21 protein-coding genes are annotated in these 21957 nt (G+C 38.4%); 2 read left to right on the forward strand and 19 right to left on the reverse strand.

The window, feature by feature from the left end; translation table 11 throughout:
* Window positions 1–572: 572 nt before the first annotated feature.
* The 3 genes from FYJ25_RS13150 to FYJ25_RS13160 form a co-directional block, all read right to left on the reverse strand.
* Entirely contained in the window at window positions 573–803 is a 231-nt protein-coding gene (locus FYJ25_RS13150; protein ID WP_154581488.1) for a DUF6718 family protein, read from the reverse strand.
* 248 nt (window positions 804–1051) lie between these two features.
* On the reverse strand, window positions 1052–1231 hold the full coding sequence (gene rpmF / locus FYJ25_RS13155; protein ID WP_096239753.1) for a 50S ribosomal protein L32: 180 nt from the start codon (window positions 1229–1231) through the stop codon (window positions 1052–1054).
* 78 nt (window positions 1232–1309) lie between these two features.
* Window positions 1310–1828: a YceD family protein gene (locus FYJ25_RS13160; RefSeq protein WP_021907342.1), complete on the reverse strand. Its 519-nt coding sequence runs from the start codon at window positions 1826–1828 to the stop codon at window positions 1310–1312.
* A gap of 121 nt (window positions 1829–1949) precedes the next feature.
* Between FYJ25_RS13160 and FYJ25_RS13165 the strand changes: the two genes are divergently transcribed.
* Entirely contained in the window at window positions 1950–2909 is a 960-nt protein-coding gene (locus FYJ25_RS13165) for a hypothetical protein (RefSeq protein ID WP_154581489.1), read from the forward strand.
* 53 nt (window positions 2910–2962) lie between these two features.
* Here FYJ25_RS13165 and FYJ25_RS13170 read toward each other — a convergent pair whose 3' ends face one another.
* The 14 genes from FYJ25_RS13170 to FYJ25_RS13235 all read right to left on the reverse strand — a co-directional run bounded on the left by FYJ25_RS13170 (window position 2963) and on the right by FYJ25_RS13235 (window position 14978).
* The gene (locus tag FYJ25_RS13170) at window positions 2963–3580 is read right to left on the reverse strand and encodes a hypothetical protein (protein WP_096239747.1); all 618 of its coding nucleotides are present in this window, start codon (window positions 3578–3580) and stop codon (window positions 2963–2965) included.
* 77 nt (window positions 3581–3657) lie between these two features.
* Complete coding sequence (gene coaD / locus FYJ25_RS13175) at window positions 3658–4140, reverse strand: pantetheine-phosphate adenylyltransferase (protein ID WP_154581490.1); 483 nt, start codon at window positions 4138–4140, stop codon at window positions 3658–3660.
* A 70-nt stretch (window positions 4141–4210) separates the two neighbouring features.
* On the reverse strand, window positions 4211–4765 hold the full coding sequence (gene rsmD, locus FYJ25_RS13180) for a 16S rRNA (guanine(966)-N(2))-methyltransferase RsmD (protein ID WP_021907346.1): 555 nt from the start codon (window positions 4763–4765) through the stop codon (window positions 4211–4213).
* Between the two features lie 116 nt (window positions 4766–4881).
* The gene (locus tag FYJ25_RS13185; protein WP_021907347.1) at window positions 4882–5604 is read right to left on the reverse strand and encodes a tyrosine-protein phosphatase; all 723 of its coding nucleotides are present in this window, start codon (window positions 5602–5604) and stop codon (window positions 4882–4884) included.
* A 77-nt stretch (window positions 5605–5681) separates the two neighbouring features.
* The gene (recG, locus tag FYJ25_RS13190) at window positions 5682–7703 is read right to left on the reverse strand and encodes an ATP-dependent DNA helicase RecG (RefSeq protein ID WP_154581491.1); all 2022 of its coding nucleotides are present in this window, start codon (window positions 7701–7703) and stop codon (window positions 5682–5684) included.
* Between the two features lie 185 nt (window positions 7704–7888).
* The gene (locus FYJ25_RS13195; RefSeq protein WP_330578372.1) at window positions 7889–9598 is read right to left on the reverse strand and encodes a DAK2 domain-containing protein; all 1710 of its coding nucleotides are present in this window, start codon (window positions 9596–9598) and stop codon (window positions 7889–7891) included.
* Window positions 9599–9713: 115 nt separating this feature from the next.
* Window positions 9714–10070, reverse strand: coding sequence for an Asp23/Gls24 family envelope stress response protein (locus FYJ25_RS13200; protein ID WP_021907350.1), 357 nt, complete (start codon window positions 10068–10070; stop codon window positions 9714–9716).
* A gap of 492 nt (window positions 10071–10562) precedes the next feature.
* Window positions 10563–10748 carry a 50S ribosomal protein L28 gene (rpmB, locus tag FYJ25_RS13205; protein ID WP_021907351.1) on the reverse strand — a complete coding sequence of 62 codons (186 nt, stop codon included), beginning with the start codon at window positions 10746–10748 and terminating at the stop codon, window positions 10563–10565.
* A gap of 100 nt (window positions 10749–10848) precedes the next feature.
* Window positions 10849–11292, reverse strand: a complete 444-nt coding sequence (locus FYJ25_RS13210; RefSeq protein ID WP_021907352.1) for a GerW family sporulation protein — start codon at window positions 11290–11292, stop codon at window positions 10849–10851.
* A 15-nt stretch (window positions 11293–11307) separates the two neighbouring features.
* The gene (locus FYJ25_RS13215; RefSeq protein WP_154581492.1) at window positions 11308–12240 is read right to left on the reverse strand and encodes a DUF2953 domain-containing protein; all 933 of its coding nucleotides are present in this window, start codon (window positions 12238–12240) and stop codon (window positions 11308–11310) included.
* Between the two features lie 15 nt (window positions 12241–12255).
* Window positions 12256–12576 (reverse strand): hypothetical protein, encoded by a 321-nt coding sequence (locus tag FYJ25_RS13220; protein WP_021907354.1) that lies wholly within the window; start codon window positions 12574–12576, stop codon window positions 12256–12258.
* 21 nt (window positions 12577–12597) lie between these two features.
* Window positions 12598–13413, reverse strand: a complete 816-nt coding sequence (locus FYJ25_RS13225) for a DUF1751 domain-containing protein (RefSeq protein WP_154581493.1) — start codon at window positions 13411–13413, stop codon at window positions 12598–12600.
* A 67-nt stretch (window positions 13414–13480) separates the two neighbouring features.
* The gene (locus tag FYJ25_RS13230; protein WP_154581494.1) at window positions 13481–14419 is read right to left on the reverse strand and encodes a magnesium transporter CorA family protein; all 939 of its coding nucleotides are present in this window, start codon (window positions 14417–14419) and stop codon (window positions 13481–13483) included.
* Window positions 14420–14600: 181 nt separating this feature from the next.
* On the reverse strand, window positions 14601–14978 hold the full coding sequence (locus FYJ25_RS13235) for a LysM peptidoglycan-binding domain-containing protein (RefSeq protein WP_154581495.1): 378 nt from the start codon (window positions 14976–14978) through the stop codon (window positions 14601–14603).
* Window positions 14979–15201: 223 nt separating this feature from the next.
* On the opposite strand from FYJ25_RS13235, the gene FYJ25_RS13240 reads away from it, so the two are divergent.
* On the forward strand, window positions 15202–19428 hold the full coding sequence (locus FYJ25_RS13240) for a 2-hydroxyacyl-CoA dehydratase (protein WP_154581496.1): 4227 nt from the start codon (window positions 15202–15204) through the stop codon (window positions 19426–19428).
* Window positions 19429–19557: 129 nt separating this feature from the next.
* Here FYJ25_RS13240 and abc-f read toward each other — a convergent pair whose 3' ends face one another.
* Window positions 19558–21456: a ribosomal protection-like ABC-F family protein gene (abc-f, locus tag FYJ25_RS13245; protein ID WP_147607486.1), complete on the reverse strand. Its 1899-nt coding sequence runs from the start codon at window positions 21454–21456 to the stop codon at window positions 19558–19560.
* 2 nt (window positions 21457–21458) lie between these two features.
* Window positions 21459–21947 (reverse strand): cyclic pyranopterin monophosphate synthase MoaC, encoded by a 489-nt coding sequence (moaC, locus tag FYJ25_RS13250; RefSeq protein WP_096239727.1) that lies wholly within the window; start codon window positions 21945–21947, stop codon window positions 21459–21461.
* Window positions 21948–21957: the final 10 nt, after the last annotated feature.

A 21957-nucleotide genomic window follows, 5' to 3' on the forward strand; every position in this document is an offset into this window, starting at 1 on the left:
CCCGAATGAAATTTGAATTAACGTTCAAGGTTGTTTTGTTATTCAGTTATCAAGGTTTTGTGTTTTCTTTCGAAAACGCTTAATTATATTATCACATCTTCAAGTTCTTGTCAAGAACTTTTTTCAAGAACTTTTTCTTCTTTTTAAGAAGTCTGTTCTCTCTATCAAATGTGAACTTTTATATGCTATCACACAACCTTTAATCTGTCAAGAAGTTTTTTGACTTTCTTTTAAGATTCTTTTCATTTTTCCAAGAAAAATGGGTTTCTCGTGTGCAACGGATACTATAATATCACAACAGTATATGTGAGTCAAGCTTTTTTTGAATAAATTTTATTTTTCTTAAAAAGCGTTGTATACTGTACTTTTTTTGTATCTTTCTTTCCTGATGCGCTCTTTCTTTTTGATGTATTGTTATTTTTTTATCATGATGGTTTTGTTTTTCAAAATTGATACCTCAGCTCTTCTATCGTTACAAAGCAAAAATCCCAGCAGGCTGTAATGCCCGCCGGGATTGAATTTTAAATATTGTGACAAGGTGGATAGCTTTTTTGCAATTTACTAAAAGAATTCTATGGGCGCAACGCTTTAACGCTTTTTTCAAATTCCTGTTCTGTATCAACAAATTGATATGGAGCGTATTCTCCATAAGCTGTTGGCCTGCTAATCGTAACAAGTTGTACTCCTTTATAACCTACCGCTCTATTCAATTTTCGTTTTAGTTCTACAAGATGCTTACCATGTGTTATCTTAAAAGCAAGACAACCATGAGATTCCCCATCTTTCGCAATCAGATAACACATTTTTTAATGTCTCCTCAAAATCATTTTTTGAACGTATGAATCCTTTTTCATACTTGTCTCACGTAATCTTACCTATTTCAATTGGATATTCTTTCTTATACAAAATTAAACCTTTAGAATCTTCTCTGAAGTTTTCGCAAGAACCTTTTTGTTTTTTTAAACAAAAAAATAGGGATAACTTAATATCCCTATCTATCATGCAATATTGCCTTTTTAAAACCGCTTCACAGCTTATTGTTCGTCAACAATTAGTCAACAGAAACGATTTCTTTTTTATTGTAAGATCCGCATGCTTTGCATACTCTATGTGGCATAGTTAACGCACCACACTTGCTACATTTTACTAATGTAGGAGCAGTCATCTTCCAGTTTGCTCTACGGCGGTCTCTTCTTCCTTTAGAAGATTTATTCTTTGGACAAATTGACATGGTCACACCTCCTCTTGTAATTACTTCTTTTTGTGACGTTCGGATATATTTCTTATGCAGTATTCAATACTTTAATATCTAACGATTAAAGTCGCGGAAGATATCCTGAATAGCCGCCATCCGCGGGTCCAGACTCTCCTTATGACAATCACAACTGTGATAGTTTAAGTTGGTACCGCAGACGCTGCACAATCCTTTACAATCTTCCTTACAAAGAACTTTGGTAGGGAGTGCAACCACAATCTCATCTATAATGAGCTTGTCTACATCCAACATATATCCGTCTATGAAACTAAGTTCATCCACGTCTTCAATGCCATCTGACTCTGTATTGGGATTAACACTGCGATCAATCGTGATATGGAATGTATTCTCCACATCCTCCAAACATCGATCACATGGTATTATCAATCGAATCGTCGTCTCACCTGTAACATGAAGTTTATCCTCGACCTTGGAGACAGTCAAAAGAAAAGGCTCCTTATAGGATACCCGATAACTGCTTCTGCGAAGCTTAAGCTTCTCAAAATCAGGTTCAACTTTAAAATTCTTGATAACAGATGGATTAGATAAGATTTCCGATATATTTATCTTCATAATATCGCAACCTCTCTTTTCTCATACTCTTGGTATTATACACATTTACTTTTTCTTTGTCAAGAAATATTTTCACATATTCCGCATATATTTTAGCATAACAACATTTCGGAGAAATGCGTTGAAAAAACTCTGCTTTCGCTTTGTTCAAATGCTCTGTTTCCTCTTCTTTATAGCGATGCTGGCACAATATTCTCTTGTATCAAGTTATGCAAAAGACGGGATTTCTGTCTGGGCTTCTAATGTGCTTCCTCTGCTTCTGCCTTTTATTATCTTATCAAAATTCTGGATTCGATACAGAATACCAGAATTATTTTTCCGCCAGGCACAAAAAATCTTTTCTGACAGTACCGGCATTGCCATATCCCTGCCTGTTTTCCTGCTTGGTTTATGTTCCGGATTCCCAATTGGGGCAATCTTTATCTCTTATTACTACCAGAATAAAACTTTAAGCAAAAAGCAAGCGGAATGTCTGCTCCCGCTTGCTTCTTTTCTAAACCCTATGTTTATAATGGGGTATCTCCGCTCACAGATCAACCTGCAGGGGCGGGCATGGCTTTGTTACTTTTTGTCACTCTATCTTCCTGTTTTTCTATGTTATGTGGGGATGCAGTGTTTTGACAGGTATCAAAATAATCACAGAAAAAAACAAACGATTCAAACCTTAGCAAAAAACAGCCTCTCACCAAGGAAGTGTTTTGGCTCTAAAAAAGCTTCTTTGTCTGATGATGTCTGGCTTCCTTCGATAGAAATTATCAGCATTATCGGTATTTACATAATGATCTTTTCGATTCTTTCTGGAATGCTTATGAGTCTTTCTCTGTTTCGTACGCCTATCTGTACTTTTCTTTTAGCTAATCTTGAAATCACGACAGGAATCCACCTTTTAGCTGTAAGTGACATATATTCTTTAAAAGCAATGTATGTCCTCAGTGCAATGGCCGCCTCTTTTGGAGGGCTATGTACTATGGCGCAGGTACAGACAGTGATCGCAGATACCGATCTGTCTTTGAAAAAATATGTAGCAATAAAAATAGTAACTGCTCTTTCTTCCGGCCTGCTATGTTCTATTCTGATCTGATACTATTTTATTACAGATTCCGCTAAACCACACAGGATAACCTGCTTGTGATCTTATTCTTCTGCCGGTTCTTCTTTCTTTTCAAAGTCTTCTTTTCGTCTTCCTGTACGTATACCGGCATTTAACTGCATATCGATTTCCTGTTTATCGGCAACGATCTGCTTATGTCCTTCTTTTAACTTTTCAAGTACAGAATTAAAGTACTCTTTTTCCTCTTTAATGATCGTACTGTACATATACTCCAGACCTTCTAACATATTCTGTGTATACTTTAAGGCTCCTGTCTGCACTTCTCTTGCTGCCTCTCTTGCTCTGCCGTTTAATTCATCGGCTTCTTTCTGTGCTTCTGATACGATGGAGTCCGCCCGCATATTTGCCATGGAAACGATTTCCTGATCATCAATCATCACACCGGCTTCTTTTGCCGCATCCTGCATGATTCGCTGTGCTTTTGCTCTTGCATCTGCAATAATGCTGTCCTTTGTCTTAACGATGCGCTTACTCTCTGCGATTTCCTTTGGCAGACGCATTCTCACTTCTTCAAGCATTGCGATCAGCTCTTCACGATTCACCTTGATCATATTTCCGCTACTTAACACACCTGCTGTTTTACAATTATCTATGTATATTTCAATTTCTTCAAGTAACTTTGCGCTATCCATATCCGCCATTCTAATATCCTCCCATAACTATGCTTTATGCACCTGATATCACGATAGGTCCACCTTAATATCAAAATACCAATACATTAAACCTGTTTAAACTTCTCATACACTCTCTTGCTGACCTCTTCCGGAACAAACTGTGTAATATCACCACCGAAAGCTGCCAGTTCTCTTATCATACTCGAACTGACAAAAGAATATTCTGCACTGGTAGCAAAAAACATGGTTTCTATATTTGCTTTTAACTGCTTGTTCGTCTGTGCCATCATTAGTTCATACTCAAAGTCTGATACTGCCCGGATTCCTCTGACAATAACATCTGCTTTCATTCTATCACTAAAATCTATCAGAAGTCCATTAAAAGATAAGATCTTCACATTCGGAATATCTTTTGTTACTTCTTTTATCAGATCAACCCTCTCTTCTATAGAAAATAAAGGCTGCTTTGACTTATTAATTAACACTCCGATAATTACTTTATCAAAAACTGCTGCTGTACGCTTTATAATGTCTAAATGTCCCAGGGTGATCGGATCAAAACTTCCTGGGTAAACTGCTGTTGCCATAACTTTATCTGTCCTCTTCTTTTATTCTTTCTTTTATTATTTCTTTTCGTGTTTCCTTCGATTCTCTTTCTTATTTTTTCTGAAGAAAAATATGTTTATTCGTCTTATAAATCTTTTCTCTCGTAATCTGAAAACCGGTATCCATTACCCATGAAAAATCTGTATCCAGATCTGACTCAATAATAATGGTGGTATCTTCATCACAAAGTGAAGAATCATCAAGGTAAAGTACTGCTTCTTTTTCTAAAAGCTTCCCATAGGGAGGGTCCATAAATATATAGTCAAATGTCTGCTTTTCATCATCTAATAAGCGCAGTGCTGTCATAACATCTTTAGACATCACAACCGCCTTATCGCTAAGATGTGTATGCGTAAGATTCTCTTTAATACAAGCTACAGCTTTTTTGTTCTGTTCCACAAAAACCGCCTGCTTAGCTCCTCTGCTCAACGCTTCTATTCCAATCCCGCCACTTCCGCTAAATAAGTCAAGAAACCGACTGTCTTCCACATAAAAAGACAGCATATTAAATAAAGTTTCTTTGATTCGATCTGTTGTCGGCCGAGTGCCCATTCCTTCAATCGTCTTTAACTTTAAATGGCGTGCTGAACCTGCGATAACTCTCATAATATCTTCTGTCCATCCTTTTTCTTGTTATAATTGTATTTATTGTATAATATCTTCTGTCCTTTTTCAAGAGCAGTAAACCTTTTCACTCATACCAAGCGATGGGTATGTTATGCTTAATTGCCTAATTTTTTCCGGACTTTCTTGATTTCCTTTTTCGTAAGTCCCGCTGCCATAAGATAAACTTTAAAAGAACCATAATGTTCTAGAATGTGATCATATGCATTTTCAATCCACTCCGGTCTGGAAAACTCAAGTTCTTCAAGTCCATCATCAAGACGAAGCTTTACATTTTCTTTCAGATAAGTATGTGTCACTTCATAATTTGCAATAATATCTTCTTTTGATACTCCAGCAAGTCCCATAAGAATCATTGCAAGTACTCCGGTTCTGTCTTTTCCCGCCTGACAATGAAATAAAATACATCCGTCCAGGTTATCTAAAATAAAATGAAAAATCCTGCAGATCATCTCTTTATATTCTACCAGCTTTATATAAAAAGCTCCGGGGTCGAATCCTTTTTCCTTTACTGCCCTTAAATCCAGTACATCCTCTGTGATCAATGGGCAATTCATATAGTTTACTGCCGCATTCCCCCGAAATGGATTTGGGTAAATAAGTGCTTCTTCTCTGCTTCGTAAGTCAATAATCGCTGACAGGCCATATTCTATCAGAAATGTTTTATCTTCTTCCGTAATATCTGTAAGATTCTCACTGCGAAGAAATTGATGGTGGTTTGTAACCGATCCTTTTTTTGTCGCATAGCCTCCCAGCTCCCTTACATTATATGCATTTTCCATTGGAAGACAGGCATAATTTAAATTTGGATTTCTTTTCATAAGTATAATTCCTCTCCCATTCTTTCATGTACTCTAGGAGTCTTTCCCGCCCTTGCTTTTGTGGCTGATTTTCAAGTTTAAATATTCTTTGCAAAATTCAAATTTTTCTCCAGCGAGTATTGGTGTATTTTCTGAAAATTATAGCCTTCTTTTTTCAGATAATCTACCGCTTCCGATGCCATTTTTAAAATATCTGCATTGGAATAAATGTCTCCTAGAGCAAAGTTCATCGTTCCGCTTTGCTTGACACCAAAAAATTCTCCGGGACCACGAAGTTTTAAATCCTCGTTAGCAATTTCAAACCCATCATTTGAATGGCCGATAATCGAAAGTCTTTCCATTGCCTCTTCTTTTTCTGAACCAGAAATAAATACGCAGTATGACTGTGCTTTTCCTCTTCCTACCCGCCCACGAAGCTGATGGAGCTGTGCAAGGCCAAAGCGCTCTGCATTCTCGATCACCATCACCGTTGCATTCGGAACGTCAACCCCTACCTCTACTACGGTAGTTGAAACCAATACCTGAATTTCATTTTTCGAGAAACGTTCCATAATCTCATTCTTTTCCGCTGATCGCATATGACCGTTTAGAGCGGCAACCGTAATGGAAGGAGGTAGTGCCTGCGAAAGCATACGTGCATACTCTTCCACATTTTCAAGGTCCATTTTTTCACTTTCTTCAATCATAGGACAAATGACATAGGCCTGATGCCCAAGTGCCACTTGTTTTCTGATAAATTCCCATGCCGCCGGTCGATAGGATGTTCCCACGACAGAATTTTTAATTGGCAGCCTTGATGCCGGCATTTCGTTCATAATACTAACATCTAAATCCCGATATAGAATAATTCCCAAAGTACGCGGGATCGGCGTTGCGCTCATGACAAGAACATGCGGATCTCTTCCCTTTTTCATAAATGCATCTCTTTGCTTGACACCAAAACGGTGCTGTTCATCTGTGACAATGAATGCAAGATTATCAAATAGTACATCGTCCTGAATCACTGCGTGTGTTCCAATTAAAATCTGAATCTCACCGGAAGCACATTTTTCTTTTATTTCTCTTTTTTCTCTGCCTTTTGTAGAACCAGTAAGCAGCGCAATAGAAATCCCAAGCGGTGACAAAAGATTCCTAAAGTTCTGATAATGCTGCTGTGCCAGTACTTCTGTCGGAGCCATCAGCGCCGCCTGATAACCGGAAAGTACTGCTGCATACATTGCCGTCATAGCCACGATTGTCTTTCCAGAACCAACATCTCCCTGTAAAAGACGGTTCATTGCCATCGTTCCGGAAAAATCCTGACGTATTTCACTCAATACTTTTTTCTGTGCTCCGGTGAGCGGATATGGCAGGCTTTCTATAAATCTTTTCACCGGTTCTTCCATAGGGATAATATAATGATTGAGTGCTTGCTCTTCCCTGTCTTTTACAAGTTCTAACGCACTGAAAAAGCGAAAGAATTCATCAAAAATAATTCTTTTCTTCGCTTCCATCAGATGTTCTGTTCCTGTAGGAAAATGGACTTCTTTCAGCGCCTTATCTACCGGTTCAAGATCATAATACTTCCGAACAGACTCTGGAAGATATTCTTCCTCTCTGTACATTTCAAATGCTGCTGCTTGTGCTTTTTGCACTGTCTTATTGGAAAGCCCAGTTGTAAGCGGATATATCGGTTGAAATGTTTCCATTAGCTGTATATATTTTTCTTTTTTACAATATTCCGGCTGCTCAAACATAAGGCGACCGTCCTTGTAGATTGGAGTCCCTGTAAAAATCCACCGTTCTCCCTGCTTTAATGTATTTCGCAGATAGGGCATATTAAACCATCGTACAAAAAGCTGTCCGCTGACATCGGCAATAAGCCCTGTACAAAGTTTTAATTTACGCACTGTTTTCAAATGAATCGGGGAAGAGATTTCCGCCTCAACAGAACATCTTTGTCCTGTCTTTATATCAGATATCGCGATCGGCTCAGGATACGTTGTATAACAGCGCGGATAATGATGCACTAACTGATCCACTGTCTCAATCTCAAGTCTTGCAAGCAGTTTTTCTGTCTTTTCTCCAATCCCTTTTATTTCTCTTACGGGTATTCCCATCCCGGCTCCTCCTTATCAGATTCATGTACTCTCGGATTCAAGAATTTCTTTTTTTAATGAAAAAGCAGGAAAGTCAAATAGCAAAATTCATCCATCTGCATTTGTAACCTTCCTGCTTTCTTACTTATTCAAAAACAACAGCGATTCCATGTCTTATTCACGAAATCGCTGTTGTAATGCTATGCTTATTCTACAGAAATCATATAATAATAAATCGGCTGACCGCCAAAGTTTACTTCTACTTCACATTCCGGGAACTTTTCTTCGATTTCATCAGAAAGTGCGTCTGCATCCTGCTTAGATACATCTGCTCCATAATAAAGACAGATCAGCTCTGAATCTTCATCCACCATAGTGGAAAGTAAGTCAATCGTTGTTTCCATCAGATCCTTTCCTACGGCTGCGATTCCGCCATCATTAATTCCCATGATGTCGCCATTATGAATCTCTTTTCCATCAATTGATGTGTCTCTTACAGCATAAGTAACCTGACCGCTTGCTATATCCTGGTAAGCATCTTTCATGTTCTCTGCATTCTCATCAACAGATGCCTCCGGCATATATCCGATCATCGCTGAAATTCCCTGAGGAATGGTCTTTGTAGGAAGAACAACAATCTTCTTATCTTCTGTTAAATCTCTTGCCTGCTCTGCTGCAAGGATAATATTCTTATTATTTGGAAGAATAAAAATATTCTTTGCATTCACCTGATCGATTGCATTCAGCATATCTTCTGTACTAGGGTTCATAGTCTGTCCACCTTCAATAAGGTAATCCACACCAAGACCTTTGAAGATATCTGTAAGGCCTTCCCCAGCAGAAACTGCGATAAATCCTACTTCTTTTGCAGGCTGTGCCTTTGCAGCTTCCTGTGCGGTAAGCTTTTCTTCTTCCGCTTCCTGCTGTCTCTGGCGGGCCGCCTCATTCTCAGCATCTTTAATCAGCTTCTCCTGATGTTCCAGACGCATATTATCAATCTTCATATTAGAAAGAGCACCAAATGTTAATGCCTTTTCAAATGCCTGACCCGGATGATTTGTGTGTACATGCACTTTACAGATCTCTTCATCTGCAACTAATACTAAAGAATCACCGATAGAAAGGAAAAACTTCTTCAGTCCCTTCTCGTCTTCCTTTGTAAGTGGCTTATCTAATAAAATGATAAATTCTGTACAGTAACCAAACTTGATATCTGCTGTGGAAATATCTGCCTTTGGTGCGCTAATAACTGCAGAGGACATAGACGCTGCTTCTACCGGAACTTCAATCTCTGTCACCTTACCGGTAAGTGCATCTACAATTCCCTGTAACACTTCCATAAGGCCCTGTCCACCGGAGTCTACTACGCCCGCTTCTTTTAATACAGGAAGCATATCCGGCGTTTTTGAAAGAACTTCGTAACCGTATGCTACGATTGCCTCGCAGAATTCGATCACATCCATATCTTCATCCACTAATTCTTCTGCCTTATCTGCCATTCCTTTTGCAACAGTAAGAATCGTTCCTTCTTTTGGCTTCATAACTGCCTTGTACGCTGTCTCTACCGCTCTTGTAAATCCTGCTGTAATCTCATCTTTCCCAAGAGAATCCGCCTTGGAAACTGCCTTGGTAAAGCCACGAAACAGCTGGGAAAGAATTACACCAGAGTTACCACGTGCCCCACGAAGAGAACCATTACTGATTGCTTTACAGATTGTAGCCATTGTCGGTTCTTCAACTGCTCCAACTTCTTTGGCAGCCGCTAAAATTGTCAGTGACATATTCGTTCCGGTATCTCCATCCGGAACCGGAAATACATTCAGTTCATTAATATAATCTTTTCGTGAATTGATGCGGTTTGCACCAGCTAAAAACAACTTCTGAAAAGACTTTGCGTCTATGGTGTGACTGTTCACAACATTTCCTCCTTATTTACCTGTTTTATCTATTATTCTTATATTAATTCTTTTATTCTTAGTATTTATTCTTTTACAAAATTTTACGAAAAGAAAATTCAACGCAGATTCCTACTTAATCTACAATACGAACTCCCTCTACATAAATATTGATCTTCTCTACACTCATACCGGTAAACTTCTCAACACGATACTTTACATTCTGGATTAAATTCTCTGTAACTGTAGCAATAGAGACACCGTATACTACAATAATATGAAAATCTATATAAATCTTATTATCGTTCACCTTAATATGAACACCTTTGCTTACATTATCTCTCTTTAAGAGCTGGGCAAAACCATCCTTTACATTAACGGATGCCATTCCAACAATACCAAAACATTCTAATGCATTAATTCCGGCGTAAGTTGCAATAACCTCTTCATCTATAATAACCTGACCTAAATCGGTGTGCATTTGTCCTTTCATATACTATCCCTCCGTTTATTATCGTTTTATATAGTATAACCTCTTTTCGGTGAAATTGGAACCACAAATATAAAAATCTCCCATTCCGTATCTTAATTTTGCATCTTAACTTTGTATTATATAAGATGAAACAAAACTGCTGCATACTCATATAGTATTATAAGGAACATAAGGGGGAGTTTTATGAAAAAATTATGCGGGTTCGCTCTTTTTTGTTTTTCCTTCGGTCTGTTCCTAAGCTGCTTTCTCACCGGTTTCGCAGTAAAATTTATTCTTCTGGTTATCAGTACCCTGTTAGGATATCTGCTGTTCTGTGAGCATGTCTGACAAATGTACTCTCGAAGCCTTCACTGCTCTTGCTTTTATGAGAAGATTCCGAGAGTACATATAAAGAAAAAAGAGGGAATCACTGATTCCCCCTTAACTCATATCTGCATACATTCCTGTAAGGACAAAGATTAGAGTCTTCTTTCATCCTCAGTGACAGTAAAACTACGCACGTTCTACTTTACCTGATCTTAAACAAGAAGTACAAACATACATTTTCTTAGAAGCTCCGTTCACTTTCACTCTTACAGACTTAATGTTGGATTTCCACATTTTGTTTGATCTTCTATGTGAATGACTCACTTTGATACCGAAATGAGCACCTTTGTCACAAATAGCGCATCTTGCCATGATAGCACCTCCTCGCGAATATACTTAAGTCTGACAGACTTACAACGAGTCTATACTATCAGAAATCAAAACAAATTGCAAGGAAAACTTTTAAAAATCTTTACTTTTTTTCGGAATCAATAACATCTACTACGGAACTCTCCGCCTGTGCTGCCTTATTGACAGCCGCTTCCACTTCCGGATCTACTTTATTCTCCGCCGTATCGCCTTTAATAATGGAAACCACTTTATTCACAGCATCCGGCACCATATCAAGCACCTTTGTTATCGCATCCTGGTCTCGGATATTCACAAGCTTTGTCTGTCCGTTATGGATAACTAAAATAGCACTAGGGGACATCTTACCACCAATTCCTCCGCCTGCGCTGTTTCCTTTTTCTTTATTAAAAGCTCCTGCGCCCATTCCAAAGGAAATGTCTACAAGTGGAAGGATAATGGTATCTCCAATCACCTGTGGTTCTCCTACAACGGTCTTTGATGATAATACATGATCCATTCCACCAAATAAAGAATTCACTGTTGTATCAAAATTCTGCTTATCCATAGTATACCCTCCTGTTTAATCTAAAATCATACGTTTAATCATTATTCTCACACTTTTTTCTCTTAATATAGAAACAACCAGAACAAGTATATATCCCAGTCGGATTCTTCCCTTTCCTTCACACTGCGCCGCAAACACCTTGCGTTCAAAATCCGGATATAAAGAAAAACTCTCTCCATATTTCGGATAAAACACAGCAGCTATTCCGGTCACATATCCTGTATATGCCGGATCAGAACATCCAAAAGTAATCGTTCCCCGGAGTTTCTGTGGAAGAACATGCTTAAAGAAACAAATCACAATATCCTTTCCAAGCTCCAGCCACTCTCTCCATGGAAATTGATCTAAATTAGACTTTGCATCTTTTAAACTTTTTATTCTCGCTTTCCCTTTTTTAAAAAAGGAATCCTTTCTTTTTGATGAGTTGTCTGTTTTTTCTTTTACCTGTTTTTCTGTTGATAATTCCTTATGGGAAGCCGCATCCTTTACGCTCTCCCCACTGTAACTTCCTTCTGACTCTTTTTCTTTCAGGAGATCTTCTTCCGGTTTTTCTGTTGCAGAGACTTTCTTTTCTGATATTGTAACAGGTAGTTCTTTTTCTTTTTTCTGTGATTCCTTCTTCCTGTTCTCTTTTTCTTTTCTACGTTTTTCCTGCGCTTTTTCTGCCTTTTTCTTTTGCCTTTCAAGAAATTCCTTTTGATTTCCGGCAATCTGATGCCCCAGTATTCTTATTCGATAATCAAATACCTTCTCTATGTAGCTGGCCTTAAAATAAAAAAGCCAGCACAGCCAGGTAACCCTTACCGAAAACTCAGGCGAAACCTGCTCTTCTTTTTCTAACTTAAAAGAATACCGAAGAGGTGCCAGCAACACGAGCAGTAAAACTCCGACAAGCAACAGGAGCAGTATCCCAAGTATTTTCAATAATATAAATAATACATGCAGCACATTTTCCCTCCTGTTTTAAAACTTCTCCAGATATTCCTTCATCTCGTAGATACAATCATTATTATACCCTGTCTGCACAAGTTTTAACACAATCTCGTACGCTTCTTTTATAGAACCTGCTATTCCCAGTAATCGTAGATTGTTATTTTGATAAAACTTCTGCCGCATCTCTCTTGACGAAAGCACATACATGATCGTATCTCCACTACAGGAAGTAGTGATTCCATACCAGAGTCCTTTCTTCCATATAAAAGGATGGCGGACTCCCCGCAAGATACTTTTCGCATCATGGGAAATCGTCTCACCGATTATGATGTTTTCCGATATAGTCACCATAAGACCGCCTCCTGTCACTTTTTATTTTACATGAGTATGTGTAAATAAATGCTCATTACAATACTCATAATTCCCGTTACACTTTGAACAATAACGAAATTCTAAATTAGGGTCATCAAGTTCTGTCTTCCCGCATACAGCACATTTATGACGATATGGCTTATTTGATATCGCGGAAGATGCTTTGCGATATGCCCGCTTTCTTTGAATCTCTTTTGGCGAAACTCTTTTATAATTCCTTGAAGAAATGTAGAACAAAAGAAAGTTTAGCAAACTGACTACGATCGCAACTTTAGATCCTATATTGCCAGTCATAAAATTATATGCTAGGAGTGCAACATCCACCCATGCCAGCCACTTTACTTTAACCGGCACGATTCCATAAAGGTATACCCGCATCTCCGGAAAAATCGTTGCATATGCTAAAAACATCGACAGATTCAAATAGAATGTATCCATAAAGATCATCGTAGACGGATAAATAAAGTATACAACAAAGGATGCTGCAATTGTTGCGATCACTCCGAGGAAAATATACATATTAAAACGGAATGCTCCCCACACCTGCACCAGCGATTCCCCTATGGAGTAATAAAACATTAATACAAATATAATAAAAATAATGTTGGCATTCGGTGGTACAATGAGGAAACCAAGCAGTCTCCAAACCTGTCCATGAAGTATCATATACGGGTTCAATGCAACATAATAGTAATAAGAACCCTTTGTCATAATATTAAGCACCGCTCCTATCGCATAAAGCATCACAATATACAGCGGCAGATTACGTATCGCATATCTTCCAAATTTACGTTCCAGCTTGTCTAGCCAGTTCATAGCACGCCTCCTTTAATATTTTTTATGATATAAACATCAGCAGCCGGAAATTCCGGCTGCATCCTGTTTATTTAAAATGTTTGTTTTTTGCAATGATCGCCCCGGCAGCTAAAGTCATCAATAAAGAGATTCCCACAACAATCCAGAAACCATATGGGTTGTTTGCAAAAGGAATTCCGCTGACGTTCATGCCAAGCGCACTTGTAACGATTGTCGGCACTGTAAGTACGATCGTGATAACAGATAAAAACTTCATCGCAATATTTAAGTTATTAGATATAACAGAAGCGAAGGCATCCATTGTTCCACTTAAAATATCACTGTAAATTTTTGCCATCTCTATTGCCTGTTTATTTTCAATGATAACATCTTCCAACAATTCTTCGTCATCTTCATAGCGTGGAATCGATGTGTTACGCATCAGCTTCTCAAGAACAACTTCATTACCTCGTAAAGATGTTGTAAAATACACAAGGCTCTTTTCAAGATCAAGCATCTCTATCAATTCCTGATTTCTCTGAGAAATATGAAGCTTCTTCTCTACTTCGTCGCTTTTCTTATCAATAATCTTCAGATACTGCAGAAACATCGTTGCATTACGATAAAGCATCTGATAAATAAAACGAGTTCTTTTAAACGTATAAAAATCCTTCACTCTTCCATCCATAAATACGGTCAATACCGGTGAATCTACCAGACAGACGGTGAATATATACTTATCGGTAAAGATAATTCCAAATGGTATCGTATAAAAATATTCCTTGCCTTTACGCTCTTCTATCGTCGGAATATCCAAGATAATTAATGTATAATTCTCCTCCACCTGTATACGGGAACGTTCCTCTTCATCCAAGGGGCTTTTTAAGTCGTCAACATCAATGTTGAACTGGTCTGCTATCGTAGTTAATTCTTCTGACGTAGGGTTGGTAAGAGCTATCCAGCATCCTTCTTCTGCCACTGCAACCTTGCGAATCCCTGAATCGGTCGTTTTAAAAATTCTTATCATGAGACTTCCCTCTTTCAACAGTTTATAAGATTCCAGCCGGTGCTTCTTTATCTTAGTCTTAATCTTATACTTTTTACCTTATCAAAACGAAAGAAAGAGTCCGTTTCGCGGACTCTTACAGGACTGAAACCGTTTGATTTTATTATAAGAAATATCTAATACTTTGTCAAACGCATTTCTGTTATTTTTCCTCTTTTTTACCTGGTATCAAAAGAATCGTTCCGGCTGGTACAATAAGGTTATATAATATCCGGTTTACTTTTGCCAGCTCTTCAAAACTCATCGAAACATTTTTCAGGATACCTCCTAATGTATCTCCTTCTTTTACTACATACGGCCGGAAGTCTACTTTTCCCTGTCCCCTGCAATCTAGCACGCAGATTTCTTCGCCGGGCTGTAAATTATATATATCTACAAAAGGATTCAGATCAAGCAGCGTCCGTACCCGGCAATGGTATTTCTGTGCAATAGAATAGAGCGTATCTCCTTTTTTTACCGCATATACCGGACCGGGACATTTTCTCTTGTCACATATGTTTACATACACTTTTTCGCTCATAAATGCTCTTCCTTTTTACTTCCTCAATTATAAAATATGATGCTGTTACAAAAGATGTTCCCGCCATACCCAAATAGGTACACTCGGAATCTTTTTTCAAAATTTGTTGTATTTTACGTCCAACTCGTTTATAATAGTTTGGATATTTGGAAAATTACTTACCTTATTATTAATACACATTATTATTAATACACATTTTACTAAAGGAGATGATTGATTAATCATGAAACACGCATTAGGAATTGATATTGGTTCTACTACAGTTAAGGTAACCGTCATTGATGAGAGCCATACTATCCTTTTTTCAGATTACAAACGACATTTTGCAAATATTAAAGGAACATTACAAACTTTATTATCTGAAGCCAGAGCGAAACTTGGGAATCTGACAATTCATCCGACGGTAACCGGTTCTGGTGGAATGTCTATTTCAGAGTATTTACATATTCCGTTTTGTCAGGAAGTAGTCTGTGTGGCAAATGCATTGCAGGACTATGAGCCAAAAACAGATGTTGCAATTGAACTTGGCGGTGAAGACGCCAAGATTATTTATTTTAATAACGGAATTGAACAGCGTATGAATGGTGTATGTGCCGGTGGTACCGGCTCTTTTATTGACCAGATGGCCAGCCTTTTACAGACAGATGCTACCGGTCTTAATGAATATGCCCGTAATTACGATACGCTTTATCCGATTGCTGCCCGCTGTGGTGTTTTCGCAAAGTCTGATATTCAGCCTTTAATTAATGAAGGAGCTACAAAAGAGAATCTTGCTGCTTCTATTTTTCAGGCAGTAGTAAACCAGACGATCAGTGGTCTTGCCTGTGGTAAGCCGATCAAAGGTTACGTTGCATTTCTCGGCGGACCTCTTCATTTTATGCCGGAATTAAAGAATGCTTTTATCCGTACTTTGAATCTAGATGAAGAACATATTATAGACCCACCATATTCTCATCTTTTTGCTGCAAAGGGCGCTGCTCTTAATGCAAAGGAAGAATGCTTTTTTACAATGGATGAGCTTTTAAAAGAATTCGAATCTGATATAAAGCTTGCTGTAGAAGTCGAACGTATGGAACCTCTTTTTAAAGATGAACAGGAATATGATGCATTTATTAAAGAGCATAATCAGTTCAAAGTAAAAAAGGCAGATTTAGCTACATACAGCGGCAAATGCTATCTTGGTATTGATGCCGGTTCCACAACAACAAAACTTGCTTTAGTCGGAGAGGACGGTTCTCTTTTATACCGTTTCTATGATAATAACAACGGAAGTCCATTAAACACAACGATTCGTGCGATGAAGGAGTTAAAAGAACTTCTTCCTCCTTCTGCTAAGATTTCCGGTTCCTGTTCTACCGGTTACGGTGAGGCATTGATCAAAGCCGCATTACAGCTTGATCATGGAGAAGTAGAAACGATGGCACACTATTATGCCGCTGCTTTCTTTGAACCGGATGTAGACTGTATCTTAGATATCGGCGGTCAGGATATGAAATGTATTAAGATCCGCAATCACGCTGTAGATAATGTTCTCTTAAATGAGGCCTGCTCTTCCGGATGTGGTTCTTTCATTGAAACTTTTGCGAAGTCCTTAAATTATTCTGTTGCTGATTTTGCCAAGGTTGCTTTGTTTGCCCCGTCTCCAATTGACTTAGGTTCACGCTGTACTGTGTTCATGAATTCCAAAGTAAAGCAGGCACAAAAAGAAGGGGCAAGTGTTGGTGATATTTCTGCCGGTCTTGCTTATTCCGTTATCCGTAACGCTTTATTAAAAGTAATTAAGCTTACTGATCCAAAACAGCTTGGTAAAAAAATCGTCGTACAGGGTGGTACGTTCTATAATGATGCGGTTCTTCGCAGTTTTGAGCGTATATCCGGCTGTCATGCTGTTCGTCCGGATATTGCCGGTATCATGGGCGCTTTTGGTGCTGCTTTAATCGCAAGAGAGCGAGAAGATGAAACGGGTGATACAAAGATGCTCTCTATTGATGAGATCATCCATCTTGAATACACTACTTCCATGAGCCGCTGTCAGGGATGTAACAACCACTGTATTCTTACTATTAATAAGTTTAACAACGACCGTCAATTCATTTCCGGTAACCGTTGTGAACGTGGTCTTGGTCTTGAAAAAAATCACGAACATGTACCAAACCTTTATGAATATAAATATAAACGTATTTTCGGATATAAATCTTTAAAACCAGACGAGGCAAAGCGTGGTGTGATCGGTATTCCAAGAGTATTGAACATGTATGAGAATTATCCATTCTGGCATACATTTTTTACAAATCTTTCTTTCCAGGTTATGCTTTCTCCAAAGTCATCCAGAAAGATTTACGAGCTTGGTATTGAATCCATTCCTAGTGAGTCTGAATGTTATCCTGCCAAGATCGCGCATGGTCATGTTATGTGGTTACTGCAAAAAGGAATCCACACTATTTTTTATCCTTGTGTTCCTTATGAAGAGAATCAAATGCAGGGCTCTAACAACCACTATAACTGCCCTATTGTAACTTCTTATGCAGAAAACATTAAAAATAACATGGAAGAACTTCGTGACCCGGATGTTCTCTTTATGAATCCATTCCTGGCACTTGATAACGAAGAAGCTTTAAAAGTACGTTTGTACGATGAATTATCAAAACATTTTGATGTGACAAAAGAAGAAATTAACCATGCCGTTGAAGAAGCATATAAAGAAGCTTCTCAAGTAAGAAAAGATGTACAGGCAAAGGGAGAAGAAACTCTTGCTTACCTTGCTGAAACCGGTAAAATGGGTATCGTCCTCTGTGGCCGTCCATACCATATCGACCCGGAAATTAATCATGGTATTCCAGAACTGATCAACTCTTTCGGCATCGCCGTATTAAGTGAAGATTCTATCTGCCATTTAGGTCATGTAGAACGTCCGTTAATCGTATCTGACCAGTGGATGTATCATTCCCGTCTGTATGCCGCTGCAAACTATGCAAAGAAGAATAAACAGCTTGAAGTTATTCAGCTTAACTCTTTCGGTTGTGGTCTTGATGCTGTAACAACAGATCAGGTAAATGATATTATGACCAATTCCGGACGTATTTACACTGTCCTTAAGATTGATGAGGTTAACAATTTAGGCGCTGCCAGAATCCGTATCCGTTCTCTGATTGCTGCGGTAAAGATCAGAAATCGTAAGCACATCGAGCCACATCCGGTTCCGGCAAATATTACAAAAGTAGAGTTTACAAAAGAAATGAAGAAGGATTACACGATTCTGATCCCACAGATGTCTCCAATTCATTTTGACCTGCTTGCTCCTGCCTTCCGTCACTGCGGATACCATGTAGAAATTCTACCGGAAATGGGAAAACAGGCTGTAGATACCGGCTTAAAATATGTAAATAACGATGCCTGCTATCCATCTCTTATCGTAGTCGGCCAGATCATGACTGCCTTAACTTCCGGTAAGTATGACCTCAACAAAACGGCGGTTATTATCTCTCAGACAGGAGGCGGCTGCCGGGCAACGAACTATATTGGCTTCATCCGTCGTGCATTAGAAAAGAATGGGTACGGTCAGATTCCGGTTATCAGTTTAAGTGTACAGGGAATCGAAAAGAATGAAGGATTTAAGTTTACACCTGCGCTCTTAGTTCGTGCACTCCAGGGTGTTATCTACGGAGATTTATTTATGCGTGTTCTTTACCGCGTCCGCCCATATGAGAAGGTAAAAGGTTCTGCGAACCACTTACACGAAGTGTGGAAGAAGCGTTGTATTAAATCTCTTGAAAAGGCACGTTACGGTGAATTCAAGAAAAATATTCGTGGAATCATCCATGACTTTGACAAACTGCCAATTACCGATGAAAAGAAACCTCGTGTTGGTATCGTTGGAGAAATCCTTGTAAAATTCCTTCCGGATGCAAACAATCATCTGGTAGAACTTTTAGAGGAAGAAGGAGCGGAAGCAGTAATGCCTGATTTATTAGACTTTATGTTCTACTCTTTCTATAACAGTAATTTTAAGGCAGAGTACCTTGGAAAGTCTACTAAGGCTGCTAAGTTATGTAATATGGCAATTTCTGCACTGGAGGCTTATCGAGGTTTCCTTCGAAAAGAATTAGAGCGAAGCGAGCGTTTCACTGCACCACCTCATATTAAAGAGCTTGCCGAATACGCAAAACCTATTGTATCGCTCGGTAATCAGACCGGAGAAGGATGGTTCTTAACCGGGGAAATGGTTGAGCTTATCAAACAGGGCGCACCAAATATTGTCTGTACCCAGCCTTTTGCCTGTCTGCCAAACCACGTTGTTGGTAAAGGCGTTATCAAGGAACTTCGCCGTAAATATCCAGAATCTAACATTGTAGCAATTGATTACGATCCGGGAGCAAGTGAAGTAAACCAGATCAATCGAATCAAACTGATGTTAGCAACAGCACAAAAAAAGTTAAATACTGATTGCTAAAATAAAAATTTTTAAAAAATAAAAAAGCTATATACCCCCTGTGCTTCAAAAGCGTACAGAGGATATATAGCTTTTTTATGTAAAACTCACTTTTTCTTTTTTCCTTTTTTCTTTTCACTTTTCCTTCTTTTAAACATAGTCAAGAAAAGCTTCTTCATATTCCTGCCATTTTTCATACCAGATCAGACATTGTTCCTGGTATTCTTCTTCTATTTTTTCAAACTGTTTTTGCAATTCTTCTTTTTTTATTTTCCAATTACCCGATTGATACTCTTCAAAAGTAACGGTCTGCTCTGCTGATTCTATTTCTTCCTGCTGTTTTTCAAGCTGTATCTCATACTTTTCCAGCTCTTCTTTTGCAAGAGCCAGCTGCCAGTCTGTATAGGATTGTTCTGTACTAAATCTTGCAGTCTGATGCCTTTCTTTTGATGGCACAGCGAAAAGTCCTTCTACTAACGCTGTATTTTCTGCTTCTACTACCTCCGCCCACGTCTGGGTTCCCTCTCTTTTTTTCTTTAACATATGAAGGTAATGTTCATAGCCAAACGGATAATACTTTACTCCGTCTTCTTCAAATAATAAAAGGGCATCCGCAACTTTACTGACAAAATATCTGTCATGGGAAATAAAGAGCATCGTACCGGTATACGCTGCAAATGCAGATTCCATCGTTTCTTTTGCCGGCAGGTCCATATGATTTGTCGGTTCATCCAGCACCAGAAAGTTTGGACGACTTTCAAGAATTTCAGCTAATACTAACCTGCTTTTTTCCCCTCCGGACAAATCAGATATTTTCATATTTGCTTTTTGTGAACGAAATAAATACTTTCCCAAAACCTGACGTTTTTCTTTTTCTGTCAACTTAGGAAAACATTCTCCAAAATATTCTTCTACTCTTTTTTCCGAAGATATTTCTCCTGAATGCTGGTCAAAATATCCTGTCATAATTCCATTCCCAATCACGTATTTTCCTGAAATTGGAGGCAGTTCTCCAATAATTGTTTTGAAAAATGTACTCTTTCCCGCTCCATTCGCTCCAAGAACAGCGATTTTTTGTCCTCGTCGTATTCGCAAAGTGAGTTCTTTAATCGGATGTTCTATTGTATATCCAATTTTTAAATGCTCTGTTTCTAATACATTTTTAGCTCCCAATGTAATCGGTTCTAACTTTTCTTTAAAAACATATGCCTCTTCTTTATCAGGTCTTTCCACCCGCTGCATCCGTTCTAATACTTTTTTCTTTGAGCGAGCCATGGATGCCTTTTTCGGCTTATGTTTAAACTTTTCAATCAGTTCATTTAGTCTCGCAATTTCTTTTTGCTGTGCATCGTATTTTTTTTGCTGCACTTCCCGCTGCTTTTCTTTTTGTCTTTTATATTCTGTATAATTTCCAACATAGCGTGTCAGCTTTCCATCGGCAAGTTCATAAATAATTTCTGTTGTGCGATCAACAAAAAAACGATCATGTGAAACCATAATGACTGCCTTCTCATAGGAAGTCAGATACTCTTCCAGCCATTCTACAGATGCTATATCCAGATGATTTGTCGGTTCATCCAACAACAAAATATCCGGTTTTGATAATAAAAGTTTGATAAGTGCTAACTTTGTCTGCTCTCCACCGGAAAACTGTTTGATCTTTTTCTTTTTATCTTCTTTTTGAAATCCAAATCCAGTAAATATCCGGTCATATTCTTTTTCAAAATAATACCGCTCTCTCGAAAAAATATCCTCTTCATTAATAAGAGATATGATTTCCTGCTCTACCGTTTTTTCTACATCCTGAAAACTTTGCTGATGCAAAAACCCAATCGAAAGTTCTCTATCGGTCTTTATTCCTTTTCCAAAGTTTTTATCATCTCTGTCAAGAGATAATTCCCCACTGATAAGACGCAAAAGTGTCGTTTTCCCTGCTCCATTTCGCCCAACGACCGCTACTTTTTCCCGACCTTTTACAGAAAAATCAATATGATCAAGAACTGTCTTTCCTCCAAGAGAAACTGTTCCATTTTCAATCTGATAACGCATTACTATTCTCCTTCGGGCAGCCGGTATACGACATCTCCACTTTTACCACCCGATTTACTGCACAGACAAACACCATAAATTTCCATCGTTTTATCTACAGCTTTACACATATCATAAATGGTAAGAAGCGCAATCTGCACTCCGGTCAGTGCTTCCATTTCTACTCCGGTTTTCCCTGTAGTTTTTGCCTCACATACTGCCGTTACGCTGCAGCTTTCTTCCTGCATAATAAAATCCACTGTTACTGAAGTAAGATTTAAAATATGACATAACGGAATCAATTCGGATGTTTTCTTTGCCCCCATAATTCCGGCAATACGGGCAACTCCCAAAACATCTCCTTTTTTCATATCCTGATTTTTTATTTTTTCGTAACATTCTCTGCTCATACGGATCGAGCCTCTGGCAACGGCGGTTCTCTTTGTTTCAATCTTATCGCTCACATCTACCATAACTGCATTTCCATTTTGATCAAAATGCGTATACTCCATGTTTTTTCCC

This window comes from Anaerobutyricum soehngenii (genome assembly GCF_009697165.1).
Classification (GTDB): domain Bacteria; phylum Bacillota; class Clostridia; order Lachnospirales; family Lachnospiraceae; genus Anaerobutyricum; species Anaerobutyricum soehngenii.

What these genes read in the sequence shown, in the direction of transcription:
- rsmD (WP_021907346.1), bottom strand. Translation starts at nt 4,765, where the DNA reads ATGAGAGTTATCGCAGGTTCAGCACGCCATTTAAAGTTAAAGACGATT.
- coaD (WP_154581490.1), bottom strand. Translation starts at nt 4,140, where the DNA reads ATGGCAACAGCAGTTTACCCAGGAAGTTTTGATCCGATCACCCTGGGA.
- FYJ25_RS13225 (WP_154581493.1), bottom strand. Translation starts at nt 13,413, where the DNA reads ATGAACTGGCTAGACAAGCTGGAACGTAAATTTGGAAGATATGCGATA.
- FYJ25_RS13235 (WP_154581495.1), bottom strand. Translation starts at nt 14,978, where the DNA reads ATGAGCGAAAAAGTGTATGTAAACATATGTGACAAGAGAAAATGTCCC.
- FYJ25_RS13150 (WP_154581488.1), bottom strand. Translation starts at nt 803, where the DNA reads ATGTGTTATCTGATTGCGAAAGATGGGGAATCTCATGGTTGTCTTGCT.
- FYJ25_RS13160 (WP_021907342.1), bottom strand. Translation starts at nt 1,828, where the DNA reads ATGAAGATAAATATATCGGAAATCTTATCTAATCCATCTGTTATCAAG.
- FYJ25_RS13230 (WP_154581494.1), bottom strand. Translation starts at nt 14,419, where the DNA reads ATGATAAGAATTTTTAAAACGACCGATTCAGGGATTCGCAAGGTTGCA.
- recG (WP_154581491.1), bottom strand. Translation starts at nt 7,703, where the DNA reads ATGGGAATACCCGTAAGAGAAATAAAAGGGATTGGAGAAAAGACAGAA.
- FYJ25_RS13200 (WP_021907350.1), bottom strand. Translation starts at nt 10,070, where the DNA reads ATGAAAGGACAAATGCACACCGATTTAGGTCAGGTTATTATAGATGAA.
- FYJ25_RS13170 (WP_096239747.1), bottom strand. Translation starts at nt 3,580, where the DNA reads ATGGCGGATATGGATAGCGCAAAGTTACTTGAAGAAATTGAAATATAC.
- FYJ25_RS13185 (WP_021907347.1), bottom strand. Translation starts at nt 5,604, where the DNA reads ATGAAAAGAAATCCAAATTTAAATTATGCCTGTCTTCCAATGGAAAAT.
- rpmB (WP_021907351.1), bottom strand. Translation starts at nt 10,748, where the DNA reads ATGGCAAGATGCGCTATTTGTGACAAAGGTGCTCATTTCGGTATCAAA.
- FYJ25_RS13240 (WP_154581496.1), top strand. Translation starts at nt 15,202, where the DNA reads ATGAAACACGCATTAGGAATTGATATTGGTTCTACTACAGTTAAGGTA.
- rpmF (WP_096239753.1), bottom strand. Translation starts at nt 1,231, where the DNA reads ATGTCAATTTGTCCAAAGAATAAATCTTCTAAAGGAAGAAGAGACCGC.
- moaC (WP_096239727.1), bottom strand. Translation starts at nt 21,947, where the DNA reads ATGGAGTATACGCATTTTGATCAAAATGGAAATGCAGTTATGGTAGAT.
- abc-f (WP_147607486.1), bottom strand. Translation starts at nt 21,456, where the DNA reads ATGCGTTATCAGATTGAAAATGGAACAGTTTCTCTTGGAGGAAAGACA.
- FYJ25_RS13220 (WP_021907354.1), bottom strand. Translation starts at nt 12,576, where the DNA reads ATGGTGACTATATCGGAAAACATCATAATCGGTGAGACGATTTCCCAT.
- FYJ25_RS13210 (WP_021907352.1), bottom strand. Translation starts at nt 11,292, where the DNA reads ATGGATAAGCAGAATTTTGATACAACAGTGAATTCTTTATTTGGTGGA.